Here is a 17,687-nt window from a genome sequence, read left to right on the forward strand (position 1 = left end):
CCCGCCGGGCCTGTGGCGCGTGTTTCCGTTATCGCACTTCACGACCGTGCGCATGTCCGGAGGGACCGGTCCGGCACCGACCGCCGCCGCCGACCGGGAGACGCCGGAGGGCGCCCGCACACGTGGTGCGAGCGCCCTCCGGGGCGTGCGTCGTGCGACCCGCGGGGCCGCTCCGTCAGACGGTCAGGCCGTGACGAGCGAGCGGAGCACGTACTGCAGGATGCCGCCGTTGCGGTAGTAGTCCGCCTCGCCGGGGGTGTCGATGCGCACGACCGCGTCGAACTCCACGACCGAGCCGTCCGCCTTCGTGGCCCGGACCGCGACCGTGCGCGGCGTCGTGCCGTCGTTGAGCGCCGTGACGCCGGCGATGTCGAACGTCTCGGTGCCGTCCAGGCCGAGCGAGTCGGCCGACTCCCCCGCGGGGAACTGCAGCGGCAGCACGCCCATCCCGATGAGGTTCGAGCGGTGGATCCGCTCGAAGCTCTCGGTGATGACGGCCTTCACGCCGAGCAGGGCCGTGCCCTTGGCCGCCCAGTCGCGCGACGAGCCCGAGCCGTACTCCTTGCCGCCGAGGATGACGAGCGGGACGCCGGCCGCCGCGTACGCCTGCGCCGCGTCGTAGATCGTCGTCTGCGCGCCGTCGAGGTGGTTGACCGTGAAGCCGCCCTCGACGCCCGGCACGAGCTGGTTGCGCAGCCGGATGTTCGCGAACGTGCCGCGGATCATGACCTCGTGGTTCCCGCGGCGCGAGCCGTAGGAGTTGAAGTCGCGCCGCTCGACGCCGTGCTCGGCGAGGTAGGTGCCCGCCGGGCTGTCGGCCTTGATCGACCCCGCCGGGCTGATGTGGTCGGTCGTGACCGAGTCGCCGAGCTTCGCGAGGACCCGCGCGCCGGCGATGTCCTGGACCGGCGACGGCTCCGGCGTCATGCCCTCGAAGTACGGGGGCTTGCGCACGTAGGTCGACTCCGCGTCCCACGCGAACGTCGCGCCCTGCGGCGTCGGCAGCGCCTGCCAGCGCTCGTCGCCCGCGAAGACGTCGGCGTAGTCCTTGGTGAACATGCCGCGGTCGATCGCCGAGTCGATCGTCGACTGGACCTCGGCCGGCGACGGCCAGATGTCGGCGAGCATGACCGGCTCGCCGGCGTCCGTGTGGCCGAGCGGCTCGTTCTCGAAGTCGAAGTCCATCGTCCCGGCGAGCGCGTACGCGACGACGAGCGGCGGCGACGCGAGGTAATTCATCTTCACGTCGGGGTTGATGCGACCCTCGAAGTTGCGGTTCCCGGAGAGCACCGAGACGACCGACAGGTCGTGCTCGTTGACGACGGCCGAGACCTCCTCGGGCAGCGGGCCCGAGTTGCCGATGCACGTCGCGCAGCCGTAGCCGACGAGGTGGAAGCCGAGCTTCTCGAGGTACGGCCACAGGCCGGCCTTCTCGTAGTAGTCGGTCACGACCTTGGAGCCGGGCGCCATCGACGTCTTGACCCACGGCTTGGCCGTGAGTCCCTTGTCGACGGCCTTCTTCGCGAGCAGCGCCGCGGCCAGCATGACCGACGGGTTCGACGTGTTGGTGCACGACGTGATCGAGGCGATGACCACGTGCCCGTGGTCGAGCTCGGTCGCGGTGCCGTCGACGAGCGTGACGGGCACGCGCTTGTGCGGGCGCGTCGCGGAGTCGCCGTGACCGGCCTCCGCGGGGCCGTCCGAGGCGTCGGCGTGCTCGCCGGCCGCGATCGGGTCGGACGCGGGGAACGTCTCCTCGACCGACTCGTCGAGGCCGGTTCCGCGCGGGTGGTCGCCCGCGTCGACGTAGTCGAGGATCGACGACGCGAACGCCTCCTTGGCGCCGCTCAGCTCGATGCGGTCCTGCGGACGCTTCGGGCCGGCGATCGACGGGACGACCGTGCCGAGGTCGAGCTCGAGGTACTCCGAGAAGACGGGCTCGACGTAGCCGGCCGCCGACGGGTCGTGCCAGAGGCCCTGCTCCTTGGCGTACGCCTCGACGAGCTCGAGCTGCGCCTGCGAGCGGCCCGTGAGCCGCAGGTACTCCATCGTCACGCCGTCGATCGGGAAGATCGCGGCCGTCGAGCCGAACTCCGGGCTCATGTTGCCGATGGTCGCGCGGTTCGCGAGCGGGACCGCCGCGACACCCTCGCCGTAGAACTCGACGAACTTGCCGACCACGCCGTGCCCCCGCAGCTGCTGCGTGATCGTGAGCACGACGTCGGTGGCCGTGACGCCCGCGGGGATCTGGCCCGAGAGGCGGAAGCCGACGACGCGCGGGATGAGCATCGACACCGGCTGGCCGAGCATGGCCGCCTCGGCCTCGATGCCGCCGACGCCCCAGCCGAGCACGCCGAGGCCGTTGACCATCGTGGTGTGCGAGTCCGTGCCGACGCAGGTGTCGGGGTACGCGCGCAGCACGCCGCCGACCTCGCGCGTCATGATCGTGCGGGCCAGGTACTCGATGTTGACCTGGTGGACGATGCCCGTGCCGGGCGGGACGACCTTGAAGTCGTCGAACGCCGTCTGGCCCCAGCGCAGGAACTGGTAGCGCTCGAAGTTGCGCTCGTACTCCAGCGCGACGTTGCGCTCGAACGCGTCGGAGCGGCCGGCGACGTCGATCTGCACCGAGTGGTCGATCACGAGCTCGGCCGGGGCGAGCGGGTTGATGCGCTGCGGGTCTCCCCCGAGCTCGGCGACGGCCTCCCGCATCGTGGCGAGGTCGACGACGCACGGGACGCCGGTGAAGTCCTGCATGATCACGCGCGCGGGCGTGAACTGGATCTCGGTGTCCGGCTCGGCCGCGGGGTCCCAGCCGGCGAGCGCGCGCACGTGGTCGGCGGTGATGTTCGCGCCGTCCTCGGTGCGCAGCAGGTTCTCCGCGAGGACCTTGAGGCTGTACGGGAGCTTCTCGAGACCCGGCACCGCGGCGAGGCGGTAGATCTCGTAGGTGGTGTCCCCGACCTGGAGACCCCCCTTCGACCCGAAGCTGTCGACACTGCTCACTGTGGCTCCTTCGCTCGCACGTCTGCCCGGCGGTGACGGTGCCGGACGGTGGATCGGGGCGCTCACCCGTCAGGTGCTCGGGGAGCCGCCGTGCATCTCGACGCAATATCTCGATGTCGAGATACATCGTAGCGCGTCTGCCCCGATCCGTCGTCGCACCCGGGGGTCCGGCGCGTGGTCGGGTGCGGTCAGCTCGTGCCCTGACGCTGCGCCCGGAGCGCGTCGGCGGCCTTGCGCTCGAACTCGACGGCCCGCTCGTGGGCGCGGGGGTCGTAGTCGGGCGTGCCCTGCTTGTCCAGCTCCGCCCGGGCGACCCGGCTGGCCTCGGCCAGCCTCGTCGCCGCCTCGCTCTCGTGCCCGCTGGTCATCGCCGGCTCCCTCCTGGCGGGCCCCGGTGGCCCGGCCCGGTCCCACGCTATGCCGGGCCGCCCGACCGCGCGAGGAGGGACGCGGGCCGTCGCGCACCGGCGCGGCGCACCCGCGGCACGCATGCCCAGAGGGTCCGGCCGGTGGGTCAGCTGCGGGTCAGCACCGCGACGGCCTCGACGTGGTGGGTCATCGGGAACAGGTCGAACGCCCGGACGTCCGCGAGCGCATAGCCGCCCGCCGCGAGGTAGGCGACGTCGCGGGCGAGCGCCGCCGGGTCGCACGCGACGTAGACGACGAGCTCGGGGCGCAGGGCCGCGATCGACGCGGTGACGGCGCGCCCGGCGCCGGCGCGCGGCGGGTCGAGGACCACGACGTCGGCGTGCACCACGTCGGAGTCCGGGTCGTCGCTGCCCGCGAGCGCGCGTGCGACGTCGGCGTGGTGGAGCTCGACGTTCGTGCGGTCGTGCACGCCGCGCCGGGCGTCGCGGACCGCGCGCGCGTCGCCCTCGACCGCCACGACCTCGCCCGTGGGCCCGACGGCGTCGGCGAGCGGCAGCGTGAACAGGCCGGCGCCGGAGTACAGGTCGAGCACCGTGGCGCCGTCGACGTCGCCGACCGCGTCGAGCACCGCGCCTGTGAGCAGGCCGGGCGCCTCGCGGTGCACCTGCCAGAACCCCTCGGCCGCGACCCGGTGGGTGTAGTCGCGCCCGCCGGCGTGCACCTGCTCGCGCACGGTCGAGCGCGCGTTGGGGCGGGGGTCGACGCGTCCCTTGCGCAGGTCGAACGGCTGGCCGTCGACGAGCACCACCGGGGTGTCGCCGCCCGCGGGTGCGACGACGTCGATCACCTGGCCGGGACGCCACCGGCGGGCGAAGAGCCCGAGCTCCTCGATCGCGGGCGAGGCGAGCGGCATCCGGTCGAGCGGGTGCACGTCGTGGGAGCGGTGGGCGCGCATGCCCGCACGCCCGTTCGCGTCGGCGACGAGCTCGATGCGGGTGCGCCACCCGAGACCGCCGCGCTCGTCGTCCCCGGGCGCGGCCTCGACGACGACGTCGCGCTCGACCTTCGCGAGGCGGCTCAGCTGCTCGGCGAGGACGGTGGCCTTCCAGGCCCGCTGCGCGGGCAGCGCGACGTGCGCGAGCTCGCCGCCGCCGACCCCGTCGGGGCCGGCCTCGGGCCACGCGGAGGGCACCCGGTCCGGGGAGGCGTCCAGGATCTCGACGGCGTCGGCGCGCCAGAACGTCGCGCTCTCCCCCGCGTCGGTCAGGCGCGCGAGCACCCGCTCGCCGGGCAGCGTGTGCCGGACGAACACGACGCGACCGCCGCGGCCGTCCGGGTCGGCGTCGAGCCGTGCGACGCAGTGCCCACCGTGCGCGACGGGGCCGATGCGGAGCTCGAGGAGGTCAGAGGTCACGCGGAACCGTACCCCGGACCCTGTCCTCGAGACCGGTCTGCCCCTCGGACGACGCGAGCTGCCACGGCACCGACGCGACCACGACACCGGGCGTGAACAGCAGCCGCCCCTTGAGCCGCAGCGCGCTCTGGTTGTGCAGCAGCTGCTCCCACCAGTGCCCGACGACGTACTCGGGGATGTAGACCACGACGATGTCGCGCGGGCTCTCGCGGCGGACGGAGCGGACGTAGGTGAGGATCGGCCGGGTGATCTCGCGGAACGGCGAGTCGAGCACCCGGAGCGGCACCGGGAGGTCGAGCGCCTCCCACTCGGCCTTGAGGCGCGCGACGTCGTCGGCGTCGACCCCGACCGTGACGGCCTCGAGGACCTGCGGGCGCGACGCGCGCGCGTAGGCGATCGCGCGCATCGTCGGGCGGTGCAGGTGCGAGACGAGCACGAGCGCGTGCACCCGGCTGGGCAGCGCGCGCGCCGCCTCGGCGTCGGGCCCGAGCGCGAGCTCGGCGCGCACCGAGTCGTAGTGCCCGCGGATGGCGCGCATGAGGACGAAGACCCCCGCCATCGCCAGGATTGCGATCCACGCGCCGAGCATGAACTTCGTGAGGAGCACGACGACGAGGACGACCGACGTCATGCCGAAGCCGATCGTGTTGATCACGCGCGAGCGCGTCATCTGGGCGCGGCGGCGCGGGTCGGGCTCGGTGCGCAGCTCGCGCGTCCAGTGCCGGATCATCCCGAGCTGGCTCAGCGTGAACGAGACGAACACCCCGACGATGTACAGCTGGATGAGCCGGGTCACCTCCGCGTCGAAGGCGACGATGAGCGCGATCGCCGCCGCGGCGAGCGTGAGGATGCCGTTCGAGAAGGCGAGCCGGTCGCCGCGTGTGTGCAGCTGGCGGGGCAGGTAGCCGTCCTTGGCGAGGATCGAGCCGAGCAGCGGGAAGCCGTTGAACGCGGTGTTCGCCGCGAGCACGAGGATCAGCCCGGTCACGATCGCGACGGACACGAACGCCACCGGGAAGCCGGCGAACACGGTCTCGGCGAGCTGCCCGATCACCGGGTGCTGGACGTACTCCTCGCCGACCGGGACGCCGTCGCGCAGCAGCTGCTCCGTGGGCTCCTCGACGTAGTGGATGCCCGTGACGCGCGCGAGCACGAGGATCGAGGTGATGAACGTCGCGGAGAGGATCCCGAGGAACGCGAGCGTCGTCGCCGCGTTGCGGGACTTCGGCTTCTTGAACGCGGGCACGCCGTTGCTGATCGCCTCGACGCCGGTGAGGGCGGCCGAGCCGGACGCGAACGCGCGCAGCACGAGGAACGCCCCCGCGAGCCCGACGAGCCCCTGGTCGAACGCCGAGACCGGCACGATCTCGAGCTCGGAGCTCTCGGCCATCGGCAGGTCGCCCGCGAGGTAGCGCACGAAACCGATGACGACGGTCGCGCCGATCGCGACCATGTACAGGTAGACGGGGATCGCGAACGCCTTGCCCGACTCGCGCACGCCGCGCAGGTTCGCGAGCGTGAGCAGCACGACGAGCGCGACCGCGAAGCTCGTCTCGTGCCCGCGCAGCGACGGGATCGCCGACGCCGCGTACTGCGCGCCCGAGGAGATCGACACCGCGACCGTGAGCACGTAGTCGACGAGCAGCGCGCTCGCGACCGTGACCCCGGCCTTGGGCCCGAGGTTGACCGTCGCGACCTCGTAGTCCCCGCCGCCCGAGGGGTAGGCGTGCACGTTCTGCCGGTAGGAGGCGATCACCGTCATCATCACCACGACGACCGCGAGGCCGACCCACGGCGAGATGACGGTCGCGGTCAGCCCGGCGAGCGCGAGGGTGAGCAGCACCTCGTCGGGGGCGTAGGCGACCGACGAGAGGGCGTCCGAGGCGAAGATCGGCAGCGCGATCCGCTTCGGCAGGAGCGTGTGGCCGAGGCGGTCGCTGCGGACGGGACGTCCGAGGAGCAAGCGCTTGGCGGCATCCGCGATGTCCGACACGAGGGACCATGCTATGCCCGCGTCGCAGCGCCGCCGTCCGTGCGACGTGGGGCCCGGTGTCGGGCCCGGCGTGCGGCGGGGCCCACCCGCGAGGTATAGCGTGACCGGCTGTGCACTTCGTCATCATGGGCTGCGGCCGGGTCGGCGCGACGCTCGCCCAGTCCCTCGAGGGCCACGGCCACTCGGTCGCCGTCATCGACCAGAACCCCGACTCGTTCCGCCGGCTCGACGCCGAGTTCTCCGGGAGCAAGGTGACGGGTCTCGGCTTCGACCGCGACACCCTCGCCCAGGCCGGCATCGACGACGCCTACGGGTTCGCCGCCGTCTCCGACGGCGACAACTCCAACATCCTGGCGGCGCGCGTCGTGCGCGAGACGTACGGGGTCGGGAACGTGGTCGCCCGCATCTACGACCCGCACCGCGCGGAGATCTACCAGCGCCTCGGCATCCCGACGGTCGCGACCGTGCGGTGGACCGCCGACCAGGTGCTGCGCCGGCTGCTGCCCATGGGTGCGACCGCCGAGCACCGGGACGCGTCCGGCCAGATCGTGCTCGCCCAGGTCGACGTGCACCCGGGCTGGGTCGGGCACCCGCTGAGCCACGTCGAGGAGGCGAGCGGCTCGCGCGTCGCCTACGTCACGCGGTACGGCGACGGCCTCCTGCCGACCGCCTCGACCGTGCTGCAGGAGAACGACACCCTGCACGTCCTCATGCGGGCCGACGAGAGCTCGTTCGTCGAACGCACGCTCACCCGTGCCCCGGAGGTGTCCGCATGAGGGTCGTCATCGCCGGAGCCGGCTCGGTCGGCCGGTCCATCGCCCGCGAGCTCCTCGGGCACGGGCACGAGGTCACGCTGATCGACCGTCAGCCGTCCGCCATGCGCGTCTCGCAGGTCGCCGACGCGGACTGGCTGCTCGCCGACGCCTGCGAGCTGCCGACGCTGACGCAGGCCAAGGTCGACGAGTGCGACGTCGTCGTGGCGGCCACCGGCGACGACAAGGCCAACCTCGTCATCTCGCTGCTCGCGAAGACCGAGTACGGGGTCCCCCGCACGGTCGCGCGTGTCAACAACCCGAAGAACGAGTGGATGTTCGACGAGGCGTGGGGCGTCGACGTCGCCGTCTCGACCCCGCGCATCATGACCGCGATGGTCGAGGAGGCCGTCGCCGTCGGGGACCTCGTGCGGATCTTCACGTTCCACCAGTCGAAGGCGGACATCCTCGAGCTCACGCTGCCCGAGGGCTCACCCCTCGCCGGGCTGCGCGTCGGTCAGGTCGCGTGGCCCGAGGACACCGTGCTCGCGTGCATCGTGCGCGGCACCCGCCCGATCGCGCCGAGCGTCGACGACACCCTCGAGGAGCGCGACGAGCTGCTGTTCGTCACGGGTCGAGAGGCGGACGAGAAGGCTCTCGAGGAGATCCTGACCCACGGACCAGGAGCCAGGTGACGTAGAGGCCGGCCGCGAACAGCGGCACGCCCATCACGAGCTTCGCGGTGCCGAGCCAGCCGACGGCGTCCTCGCCCTGCAGGTAGAGCGGGACCTGGACGGCGAGGCGCGCGCCGAACACGCCGACCCACAGCAGCGTCGCCCCCACGTACCGGCGGCGCAGGCGCCGGGCAGCGGGCCGCGTGTCGAGCCGCCACGACATGTCCTCGCCGCGCACGAACGAGACGATGACGCCCACGGCGGGCCAGCGCACGAGCACCGAGAGCAGCGCGCCGGCGCACCACGCGACGTTGACCCACAGGCCGTAGGCGAAGAAGTCCTGCGCCTCGCCCGTGCGCCACGCCCACAGCACGCCGATCCCGATGCCGAGGATCCCGGAGAAGGCCTGGGTGACGGGCGTGCGCTGCACGAGGCGCACGAGCACCGCGAGCGCGGCCACCGCGATCGAGGCGATCAGCGCGGGCTGCAGCTCCCGGACGGCGACGTAGACGACGACGAAGACGAGCCCGGGCAGCGCCGACTCGACGACGCCGCGCCAGCCGCCGATGGCCTCTGCGAGGGAGAAGTCCTCGCCCGCGAGCTGGTAGACGCCCCGGGCGGGCCTCGCCGGGGTGCCGGCGTCGTCCGCCGTGCCGGGTTCCGTCGCGCCGGCGGGGCCGGTCGGGGCGCCGGGCGCCGCGGGGTCGCCGGGCGCGGGCTCGGTGAGCGGCCGGGCGTGCTCGGAGTCACTCACCCGGACGCGGCCGCAGCTCGTAGCGCGGGTTGAACATCGTGCGGCGACCGTCGATCGCGCACGCGAGGCCCTCGACCTGCAGGCGCCGGCCCGGCTCGATGCCGGCGATCTCGCGCCGGCCGAGCCAGACGAGGTCGATCGTGCCGCTCCCGTCGTACAGCTCGGCCTCGAGGGCGGGCACGCCCTCACGCGGGCGCAACGTCACCGAGCGCAGGATGCCGGAGACCTTGGCCCGGTGCCGGTCGGGCAGCTCGTCGACGGGCACGCAGCCGGCGACCGAGTGCGCGTCCGCGCGCTCCTCGTCGGCCTCGATCTCCGCCTGCGACGCGACCGCGCGCCGCAGCGCCTCGCGCAGCGTCATCGGATCTCCGTGATCTCGGGGCCCCGGGTCATGGGGTCGAACGTCGGCGCGGCGGGCTCCTCGGACTCGGGCTGTGCCGGGCCGCCGTTCTGCGCCGGGAGGCGCAGCGTGAGCAGGTCACGGGGCGCACGCGCCTCGGTCCCCCGCACCACGACGATGTCCGCGAACACGGCCTCGAGCTCGACGGCCGCCTCGGGGTCCACCGCGGCCTTGCCGGTGACGACACCGCGCAGGAACCACCGCGGGCCGTCGGCGCCGATGAAGCGCGCGGGACGGTGACCCGTGCGGCCCTCGGGCGTGCGCACGGGCAGCCGTGCCAGGAGCTCGCGCCCGAACGGGCCGGGCAGGTCGTCCGCGGAGCCGCCTTGCTTGGTGACGGACTCCGCGATCTCCTCGCGGATCTCGTCCCAGATGCCCTCGGTCCGCGGGGCGGCGAACGCCTGCAGCTGCAGCGTCGAGCCGCCGAGGCTGACCGCGGCGGCGGACACCGCACCGGAGGCCTTGTCGATCTCCATGCGCAGCTCCATGCCGGGCCGGCCGGGCACGAGGATCGCCCCGAGGTCGAGGCGACCACCCGCTGCGTCGACGTCCGTCACGTCCCACGGGCCGCGCCCGGGGTTCTCGCGCGTCCCGCCGTCCTGGGGCGCCTCGGCAGCCACCTCGGGCGTGGCACCGGTCGCCGTCTCGTCGGCCGCGTTCTCGCGCGCGCCGCGCCGGAAAAGACCCACTTCGATCGACCCCTTCTCACCTGTCACCCGCCGTGGGGCACCCCCACGACAGTAATCCGCGTGCGGCGCGAGACCTAGCCGGAGGCCGGTCGCCGCGCTCAGGACCGAGGCGCCTGCGCGTCCGCCCAGCCGCCGCTCGACCCGAACCCGCCCTCACCGCGGTGCGAGCCGGGCAGCCGCTCGGCCTCGACGAACCGGGCGCGCTCGACCCGCTGGATCACGAGCTGGGCGATCCGGTCGCCGCGCGCGAGCACGACGGGCGTCTCGACGTCGGTGTTGAGGAGCGTCACCGAGATCTCGCCGCGGTAGCCGGCGTCGACCGTGCCCGGCGCGTTGACGATCGTCAGCCCGTGCTTCGAGGCGAGGCCCGAGCGCGGGTGCACGAACGCCGCGAAGCCGTCGGGCAGCGCGATCGCGACACCGGTCGGGACGGTGACCCGGCCCTGCGGCGGGACCACCACGTCCACGCGCGTCACGAGGTCGGCGCCCGCGTCCCCGGGGTGGGCGTACGCGGGCACGGGGACCGCGTCGTCGAGCCGGAGCAGGAGCACCTCGAGCGTCGTGTCGGCCGTCACGGGGAGCGACCCTACCCCGCCGTGCGCGTGCGCGGGTCTGGGATGCTGGGGGCATGCCCCCGCACGCCGCCGAGCCCCCGCACGCGACCCCCGCAGGCCCCCCGACGGGCCGCGCGCCCGGCGCCGCCGCGCACGACGAGCGGCTCTGGCCCGGCCCGTTCGGGTGGTTCCTCGCGGTCGCCGCGGCCGGGCTCCTGACGATCGCCCTGGTGCCGGTGCACCCGGGGCTCGCGGCCGCCGTCGGGGCGGTCGCCCTCGTCGGTGCGCTCGTGTTCGCGGTCGTCACCTCCCCGCGCGTGCGCGTGCACGACGGCGAGCTCGCCGCCGGCCGCGCCCGGATCCCGCTCGACCTCCTCGGCGACGCCCGCGCGCTCGACCGCGAGGAGACCCGCGCGGCGCTCGGCCCGGGGCTCGACGCACGCGCCTACGTCTGCCTGCGCGCGTGGGCCGGGACCGCGGTGCGCGTCGAGGTGCGCGACCCGCACGACCCGACGCCGTACTGGCTCGTGTCGACGCGGCGCCCGGCCGAGCTGGCCGCCGCGCTGCACCCGGCCGGGACCGCGCGGGACCGCTGACTCGCCCGCGACCGCTGACCCGGCTTCGCCCGGCGGCCGTCGGGCGAAGCCGACGACCTCGCGCGCGGGCAGGTGACCCCATGCGCGAGGCCGGTGACCCGGGGCGTTCCCCAGGTCACCGGCCTCGTGGTGGTCGTCGGTGCCGAGCTCAGGCAGCGCACTCCGAGCAGACGGGGCGGCCGTCCTTCTCGTAGGCGAGCTGGCTGCGGTGGTGGACGAGGTAACAGCTCGTGCACGTGAACTCGTCCGCCTGACGCGGGAGGACACGCACCGACAGCTCCTCGCCCGACAGGTCGGCGCCGGGGAGCTCGAAGCCTTCCGCGGCTTCGGTCTCGTCCTCGTCGACCACGCCCGAGTTCTTGTCGGAGCGCCGAGCCTGGAGCTCCTGCAGCGAGTCCTCGCTGAGGTCCTCCTCGGTCTTGCGCGGGGCGTCGTAGTCGGTTGCCATCAGCGGGGTCACACTCCGGTCGTGTCGGCGGTTCGTCGTATGCGGGATCAATGCTTCGGCACCGTCGATTGTTCCCGCGGCGCTGGGATTGTGCACTATTTCAGGGCCGGACGCACACACGGACAAATGCCCGGGATCGGATGTCCCGAAATCTGCCCTTTCAGGCGCCCGTGCCCGCCCCGAGACCGCTGAGGACCGACGCGAGCTGCGCCACCGTACCCGCCGGACCTGCGACCGTCATGGCCTCGCCCGCCGGGTTCCCGTCGAGGCCCGTGACGACCGCGCCGGCCTCCTGCGCGACGAGCGCGCCCGCCGCGAGGTCCCACGGCTTGAGCCCCCGCTCGTAGTAGAGGTCGAGCCCGCCCGAGGCGAGCGCGCACAGGTCGAGCGACGCCGAGCCGATGCGCCGGATGTCGCGGACCTGGGGCAGCAGCTCGGCGACCACGCGGGCCTGCGCGCGGCGGCGCTCGACGGTGTACCCGAAGCCGGTCCCGAGCAGCGAGCCCGCGAGCGTGTCGGCCGCGCGCAGGGCCAGGAGGCGGCCGTCGAGGTGCGCGCCGAGCCCGCGCCCCGCGGTGTAGGTGCGCCCGTCCGCGACGGAGTGCACGCAGCCCGCGACGGCCGTCCACGTCGCGGGGTCGGGCGGGCCGGCGACGACCGCGACGGAGATCGCGTACGCGGGGATGCCGTAGAGGTAGTTCACGGTGCCGTCGATCGGGTCGATCACCCACGTGAGCCCGCTCGTGCCGGCGACGGGCGCCTCCTCCTCGCCGAGGATCCCGTCGTGCGGGCGGTGCTCGGCGATCAGCGAGCGCAGCAGCGCCTCCGACGCGAGGTCCATCTGCGTCACGACGTCCATCGGGCTGGTCTTGGTCGCGGCGACGTCGACCCGGTCGGGACGACCCTCGCGCACGAGCCGGCCCGCGGCGCGCGCGAGGGTCTCGGCGAGCGCGACGAGCTCGCGGGTCTCGTCGGGGCCGGGCAGCGCGGGCGCGGCCGGTGCGCCGGGGGCGGCGGAGGCGGGGCCGGGACGCGCGGGGTCGTCGGCGGACGGTGCGGGCAGGGCGTCGGAGGTCACGCGCCCATCCTGCCCGAGCCGCTGCGGGGCCCTCGCGGCCGGTGCGCACGCCACGCGGACGTCCGCGGGGTCGCCCTGCGCGGGCGGGCGGTCAGTGGCCGCCGCGCCACGGGCCGGGCGCCGACAGGTGCAGGCGCATCGCGACGACCCGCAGGACGAACACCACGGCGACCGCGAGCAGCTCGGTGAGCAGCGTGAGCGTCCCGGTCGACCACAGCACCGCGGTGAGCGACGCCCCCACGACCGCGGGGATCGCGTAGAGCTGGCGGTGGTGCAGCACGACCGGCACCTCGCCGGTGAGCAGGTCCCGCAGCACGCCGCCGCCGACGCCCGTGATCACGCCGACGCACACCGAGGCGGTCGCGCCCGCGCCGAGCTCGAGGCCCTTGAGCGTGCCGACGACGCTGAACAGCGCGAGCGCCCCCGCGTCGAGGACCGCGATGACGCGGCGCGCCCGCTCGAGCCGGGGGTGGAAGAAGTACATCGCGATGCCGGCGGCGAACGCGGTGACGATGAACTCCCACCGCGCGACCCCCACGGGCGGGACGGCGCCGACGAGCACGTCGCGGATCAGGCCGCCGCCGAGGCCGGCCGCCCATGCGAGGACCACGATCCCGAAGATGTCGAACTGCTTGCGCACCGCGGCCAGCCCGCCGGACAGCCCGCCGACGAACACGCCGACGAGCTCGGTCAGCGGCTGGAGCGGGAGGTCGGGCGCCACCAGCGCATACTCTCAGGCGCGCCGCTGCGCGACGTCCTCCGTCGCGGCGCACCGGGCGGGTTCCCCCCGGACGGCCCCATTCGGTGGCACGCTCGTCCCTGAGCTACGAGGAGGTCGTATGGGTGAGCTCGAGCTGGTGGGTCTCCACGACGACGGGGAGCACCTCGTGCTCGTGGGTCCGGACGGGCAGCGGTTCCGTCTGCGCATCGACGAGCCGCTGCGCGCTGCCGTGCGCCGGGACCGCCCGAAGCTCGAGCAGCTGCGCGCGGAGCACTCGGGCGTCCTGAGCCCGCGCGAGATCCAGTCGCGCATCCGCGCCGGCGCGACCGCTCAGGAGGTGGCGGACTCCGCGGACCTCGCGGTCGAGCAGGTCCGCCGCTACGAGGGTCCGGTGCTCGCGGAGCGCTCCTTCATCGCCGACCAGGCCCGGGCCACGCGCGTCGGGCGGGACCCGGGAGCGCCGGTGCTCGGCGACCTCGTGACGGACCGGCTCGCGACCCGCGGCGTGGCGCTGCAGTCGCTCGCGTGGGACGCCCACCGCCAGCAGGCCGGCCCGTGGGTCGTCGTCGCACGCTTCGACGTGGGCGGCGAGACGCGGGAGGCGCGCTGGACCTACGACGCCGCCAAGCGCGTCGTGCAGGCCGACGAGGACGAGGCTCGGTGGCTCTCCGAGACCGAGCTCGCCGACGAGCCGATCCCCCGCCGCCACCTCGCGGCGGTCCGGGACGTGGTCTTCGACCTCGAGGCGGACGGCAGCGTGCGCGCGGTCGAGGGCTTCGAGGACGTGCCCGCCGAGGCGGAGCCGGACCCGCGCGAGCGCACGCACGCGCTGCTCGACGACCTGAACACCCGGCGCGGGGTGCGCCAGCAGCTCGACCTGGACGACGACGACGAGTTCGAGGGCTTCGGCCCGCAGCACGCGTTCGACTTCGTGGGCGTCGAGGCCCAGGTGCCCGGCGCCCACCCGGTCGACGCAGACCCGCTCGCGGAGGCGCAGGTGCTCGTGCCGGCCCGCCGCGAGCCCGTCGTCCGCGGTGACGAGGCCCCCGGGCACGGCTCCCCCGCGCCGCCCGCCGTCCCGGAGCCGCACGCCGAGGCCGGTGAGGTGGCCGACGAGTCCGCCGCCGCCCCGGCCGAGCGTCCGCGCGCGGCGCGCAAGGGCCGCGCGAAGGTGCCCAGCTGGGACGAGATCGTCTTCGGCGCGAAGCCCGAGTAGGCCGGGACCCGCGTCGGGCTGCTGGGTCGGGAACCGCCCCGCGGGGGCACGACGGGCGTCGGCATGCCGCCAGGTCAGGAACCGCCCTGCGGGGGCAGGACCGGCGTCGGCATGGCGGACGACCGGTCCCGACATGACGAGCGCCCCGGCGACCGTGACGGTCCCCGGGGCGCTCATGCGGGTGCGTCAGCGGCCGCGGCGCGTCGCCTTGCTCAGCAGCTCCTTGGCCTTGCGCTGGTTCTCGGGCTTGCTCATCTCACGCTGGACCACCTTCGCGACCTTGATCGCGGCGCCGGTCTTCAGCATCTTGCCGATGTTCATGCGCGTGTCCTCACGTCCGGGCAGCGCCTCCGTGCGGCGCCGCGCCCTGACCCGACCGTACGTCGCCTCGACGGCCACGGCGAGCGGGCCACGGCGACGCGGCGGTCCACGCCGGCCCGGTGAGCCGGTCACGGGGCGGGCGCCTGCCGAGGGGCGGGCCGGTCCCCCGGCACCCGGCTCGACCTGCGCGCACGCACCGGCCCTCCTACGGTCGGGGGATGATCACGACACTCCACCTGGTCCGGCACGGCGAGAGCGAGGGGAACGTCGCCGCCGCGGCCGCGCACCGCGCCGGGGCGCAGGTCATCGACGTGCCGGCGCGCGACGCGGACGTCGAGCTGTCCCCGCTCGGGGTCGCGCAGGCACGCGGCCTCGGCACGTGGCTCACGGAGCTGCCGGCGGACGAGCGACCGCAGGCGGTGTGGGCGTCGCCGTACGTGCGGGCGCACCGGACGGCGCTGCTCGGGCTCGAGGCGGCCGGTCTCGACGTCCCGGTGCGGCGCGACGAGCGGCTGCGCGACCGCGAGCTCGGGATCCTCGACATGCTCACGGCGCGCGGCGTGGACGAGCGCGTCCCGCTCGAGGCCGAGCGGCGCCGGTGGCTCGGGAAGTTCTACTACCGCCCGCCCGGCGGGGAGTCGTGGGCGGACCTCGCGCTGCGCGTGCGCAGCCTGCTCGCCGACCTGGACCGCCCGCAGCTGCCCGACCGCGCGCTCGTGGTGTGCCACGACGCCGTCATCATGGTGATCCGCTACGTGTGCGAGCAGCTCACCGAGGCCGAGGTGCTCGAGGAGGGCCGGCGGCGCTCGGTGCGCAACGCGTCGGTCACGACCCTCGTGCGGGAGCCGGGCGCAGACCTGTGGGCGCTGCGCGAGTTCGACGCCGCCGACCACCTCGCGGACGTCGGCGTGCCCGCGACCGAGCACCCCGGGAACGCCGATGTCCACCACTGAGCGCACGGTCGTCACCCCGGCGCTGCTGCGCGGCTGGCCGCTGCCCGGCGACGCGGACTCGAAGGACGCGCGCGGCGCCGTGCTCGTCGTGGGCGGGGCGCGCCAGACCCCCGGCGCCGCGATGCTCGCCGGGCTGGCGTGCCTGCGGGTCGGCGCCGGCCGGCTCACGCTCGCCGTCGGCGGGTCCGTCGCGGTGGCTGTGGGGGTCGCCGTGCCCGAGTCCGCGGCGATCGGGATGCCCGAGACGGCGCACGGGCGCATCGGGGCAAGCGGCGTGGACGCGCTCGACGACGAGCTCGGTCGCGCCACGGTCGTGCTCGTCGGCCCGGGCCTCGACGGCGCGGACGAGACGGCCGAGCTGCTCGGCGAGCTGCTCCCCCGGCTCGGCGAGGACACCGCCGTCGTGCTCGACGCGTTCGCGCTCGGCGTGCTGATCGACGTCGACCCCGACGTGGTCGCCGCGTTCGACGGCCGCCTCGTGCTCACGCCCAACGCCGGCGAGGGTGCGCGCCTGCTCGGGCTCGACCCGGACAGCCCCGAGCTCGACGACCTCGCGGACGTCGCGGCGCGCATCGCGGCGCGCTACGGCGCGGTGGTGAGCTGCCGCGGGGCACTGGCCTCGCCGGACGGCCGGGCGTGGGAGTCCTCGACCGGCTCGGGCGGGCTCGCGACGTCGGGCAGCGGCGACGTCCTCGCCGGGGCGGTCGCGGGCGTGCTCGCGCGCGGCGCCGACCCCGCGCAGGCGGCGTGCTGGGGGACGCACCTGCACGGCGCGGCCGGCGACCGGCTCGCCGCACGCGTCGGGCAGCGCAGCTTCCTCGCCCGGGAGCTCCTCGAAGAGCTGCCCGCGGTGCTCACCGAGCTCGAGGCCTGAGCCCGCCGTCATCCACCCGGGGTCGTCCGGGTCCGCCGGCGTCCGCTCGGCTACGCCGGACCCCGCGCAGGGGTGGTGCGCGGGCCGATGTCGGCGCACAGTGGACCGTGAGGCGCAGGCGCCTCACGGTCCGCCGTCCTGGGGGTGTCCCATGCGTCAGAACCTGCCGCCCGACTGGGTACCGATGCTCTCGCGCGGTCGCCACCGGCGACCCACGAAGGGCGCGTGCTTCATGGAGCTCGCCTCGTTCCTGGCGGGCGAGCGCTGGAGCGACCACCCGGCGTGCACGCACCCGTTGCTCGCGACCCTCGCCCGCACGGTCAACGACCAGATGAGCGACGGGGGCCGCCAGCGGCTGCTGCCGCTCGTCCCGTCGGTCATCGGCCTCACGTGCGAGGACCGCGAGGTCGACGTGCGGCTCGCGCTGTGGTGCGCGACGAGCGCGCTGCCCGTCGTGGCCGAGGAGACCCAGCGCGTCCTCGCGGTCGGCATCCTCGCGGCCGAGCGGCGCCTCGCCGAGATCGAGGGCCGCACCGACGGCGTGCTGACCGAGCGCAGCGCCCGCGCGCTCGCCGACGTCCCGCTCGCCGCCGAGTGGGCGCGCCGGTTCAGCCTCGGCCTGACGACGTCGGCCGCCGGGTTCCACGAGACCGGTGCCCCGAGCATCGTGTGCTGCGCGGTGCTGGGCGTCGCGGACGCGTGCGTGCCCGACACCGAGGACCGCATGCTCGCGATGCTCGCCGCGGGGATCGAGATCGTCCGGGTCGGCGCGGCGCGCGAGCAGCGCCGGGCCGAGGTCGGCGAGGTCACCCGGGCCCTCCCGCGGGCCGCGGCCGGCGCGCACGTCCGCGAGCGCGTGGGCGCGGGCGCCTGAG

General features: G+C 74.9%; 18 protein-coding genes. 7 read left to right on the forward strand and 11 right to left on the reverse strand.

Translation table 11 applies throughout. From position 1 onward, the window contains the following. Window positions 1-183: 183 nt before the first annotated feature. From CCE01nite_RS19745 to CCE01nite_RS19760, 4 genes are all read right to left on the reverse strand, one after another. On the reverse strand, window positions 184-3,006 hold the full coding sequence (locus CCE01nite_RS19745; protein WP_034627855.1) for an aconitate hydratase: 2,823 nt from the start codon (window positions 3,004-3,006) through the stop codon (window positions 184-186). Between the two features lie 188 nt (window positions 3,007-3,194). Beyond that, window positions 3,195-3,374, reverse strand: a complete 180-nt coding sequence (locus CCE01nite_RS19750; RefSeq protein WP_034627853.1) for a hypothetical protein — start codon at window positions 3,372-3,374, stop codon at window positions 3,195-3,197. Window positions 3,375-3,520: 146 nt separating this feature from the next. Then, the gene (locus CCE01nite_RS19755) at window positions 3,521-4,789 is read right to left on the reverse strand and encodes a class I SAM-dependent RNA methyltransferase (protein ID WP_034627851.1); all 1,269 of its coding nucleotides are present in this window, start codon (window positions 4,787-4,789) and stop codon (window positions 3,521-3,523) included. Next, complete coding sequence (locus CCE01nite_RS19760; RefSeq protein WP_034627848.1) at window positions 4,779-6,782, reverse strand: APC family permease; 2,004 nt, start codon at window positions 6,780-6,782, stop codon at window positions 4,779-4,781. The genes CCE01nite_RS19755 and CCE01nite_RS19760 overlap by 11 nt, the downstream gene beginning before the upstream one ends. A gap of 125 nt (window positions 6,783-6,907) precedes the next feature. On the opposite strand from CCE01nite_RS19760, the gene CCE01nite_RS19765 reads away from it, so the two are divergent. Beyond that, complete coding sequence (locus CCE01nite_RS19765; RefSeq protein ID WP_034627910.1) at window positions 6,908-7,558, forward strand: potassium channel family protein; 651 nt, start codon at window positions 6,908-6,910, stop codon at window positions 7,556-7,558. Then, on the forward strand, window positions 7,555-8,229 hold the full coding sequence (locus tag CCE01nite_RS19770; protein ID WP_034627845.1) for a potassium channel family protein: 675 nt from the start codon (window positions 7,555-7,557) through the stop codon (window positions 8,227-8,229). The genes CCE01nite_RS19765 and CCE01nite_RS19770 overlap by 4 nt, the downstream gene beginning before the upstream one ends. Here the strand turns inward: CCE01nite_RS19770 and CCE01nite_RS19775 are convergent. The 4 genes from CCE01nite_RS19775 to dut form a co-directional block, all read right to left on the reverse strand. Then, the gene (locus tag CCE01nite_RS19775; protein WP_052103870.1) at window positions 8,162-8,962 is read right to left on the reverse strand and encodes a DUF3159 domain-containing protein; all 801 of its coding nucleotides are present in this window, start codon (window positions 8,960-8,962) and stop codon (window positions 8,162-8,164) included. The genes CCE01nite_RS19770 and CCE01nite_RS19775 overlap by 68 nt on opposite strands. Beyond that, window positions 8,955-9,323, reverse strand: coding sequence for an OB-fold nucleic acid binding domain-containing protein (locus CCE01nite_RS19780; RefSeq protein ID WP_034627842.1), 369 nt, complete (start codon window positions 9,321-9,323; stop codon window positions 8,955-8,957). The genes CCE01nite_RS19775 and CCE01nite_RS19780 overlap by 8 nt, the downstream gene beginning before the upstream one ends. Continuing rightward, the gene (locus CCE01nite_RS19785) at window positions 9,320-10,051 is read right to left on the reverse strand and encodes a DUF3710 domain-containing protein (protein ID WP_034627839.1); all 732 of its coding nucleotides are present in this window, start codon (window positions 10,049-10,051) and stop codon (window positions 9,320-9,322) included. Before CCE01nite_RS19785 ends, CCE01nite_RS19780 begins: the two co-directional genes overlap by 4 nt. 98 nt (window positions 10,052-10,149) lie before the next feature. Further along, the gene (dut, locus tag CCE01nite_RS19790; RefSeq protein ID WP_034627836.1) at window positions 10,150-10,626 is read right to left on the reverse strand and encodes a dUTP diphosphatase; all 477 of its coding nucleotides are present in this window, start codon (window positions 10,624-10,626) and stop codon (window positions 10,150-10,152) included. Window positions 10,627-10,679: 53 nt separating this feature from the next. Here dut and CCE01nite_RS19795 point away from each other — a divergent pair, with 53 nt between their 5' ends. After that, entirely contained in the window at window positions 10,680-11,201 is a 522-nt protein-coding gene (locus CCE01nite_RS19795; RefSeq protein ID WP_034627833.1) for a DUF3093 domain-containing protein, read from the forward strand. A gap of 148 nt (window positions 11,202-11,349) precedes the next feature. On the opposite strand, the gene CCE01nite_RS19800 is transcribed toward CCE01nite_RS19795, so the two are convergent. The 3 genes from CCE01nite_RS19800 to CCE01nite_RS19810 form a co-directional block, all read right to left on the reverse strand. Then, a complete protein-coding gene (locus CCE01nite_RS19800; RefSeq protein ID WP_034627831.1) occupies window positions 11,350-11,649 on the reverse strand; it encodes a DUF4193 domain-containing protein in 300 nt (99 codons plus the stop codon). A gap of 160 nt (window positions 11,650-11,809) precedes the next feature. Continuing rightward, window positions 11,810-12,634, reverse strand: coding sequence for an inositol monophosphatase family protein (locus CCE01nite_RS19805; RefSeq protein WP_034627903.1), 825 nt, complete (start codon window positions 12,632-12,634; stop codon window positions 11,810-11,812). Window positions 12,635-12,818: 184 nt separating this feature from the next. Then, the gene (locus CCE01nite_RS19810) at window positions 12,819-13,448 is read right to left on the reverse strand and encodes a trimeric intracellular cation channel family protein (RefSeq protein ID WP_141372899.1); all 630 of its coding nucleotides are present in this window, start codon (window positions 13,446-13,448) and stop codon (window positions 12,819-12,821) included. 118 nt (window positions 13,449-13,566) lie between these two features. On the opposite strand from CCE01nite_RS19810, the gene sepH reads away from it, so the two are divergent. The 4 genes from sepH to CCE01nite_RS19830 all read left to right on the forward strand — a co-directional run bounded on the left by sepH (window position 13,567) and on the right by CCE01nite_RS19830 (window position 17,686). Next, complete coding sequence (gene sepH, locus CCE01nite_RS19815) at window positions 13,567-14,664, forward strand: septation protein SepH (RefSeq protein ID WP_141372900.1); 1,098 nt, start codon at window positions 13,567-13,569, stop codon at window positions 14,662-14,664. A 539-nt stretch (window positions 14,665-15,203) separates the two neighbouring features. After that, window positions 15,204-15,938 (forward strand): histidine phosphatase family protein, encoded by a 735-nt coding sequence (locus CCE01nite_RS19820; protein ID WP_141372901.1) that lies wholly within the window; start codon window positions 15,204-15,206, stop codon window positions 15,936-15,938. Next, window positions 15,925-16,812, forward strand: coding sequence for an NAD(P)H-hydrate dehydratase (locus CCE01nite_RS19825; protein ID WP_141372902.1), 888 nt, complete (start codon window positions 15,925-15,927; stop codon window positions 16,810-16,812). Before CCE01nite_RS19820 ends, CCE01nite_RS19825 begins: the two co-directional genes overlap by 14 nt. 151 nt (window positions 16,813-16,963) lie before the next feature. Continuing rightward, window positions 16,964-17,686 (forward strand): hypothetical protein, encoded by a 723-nt coding sequence (locus CCE01nite_RS19830; protein ID WP_141372903.1) that lies wholly within the window; start codon window positions 16,964-16,966, stop codon window positions 17,684-17,686. Window position 17,687: the final 1 nt, after the last annotated feature.

The sequence above is a fragment of the Cellulomonas cellasea genome, from assembly GCF_006538745.1.
Classification (GTDB): domain Bacteria; phylum Actinomycetota; class Actinomycetes; order Actinomycetales; family Cellulomonadaceae; genus Cellulomonas_A; species Cellulomonas_A cellasea.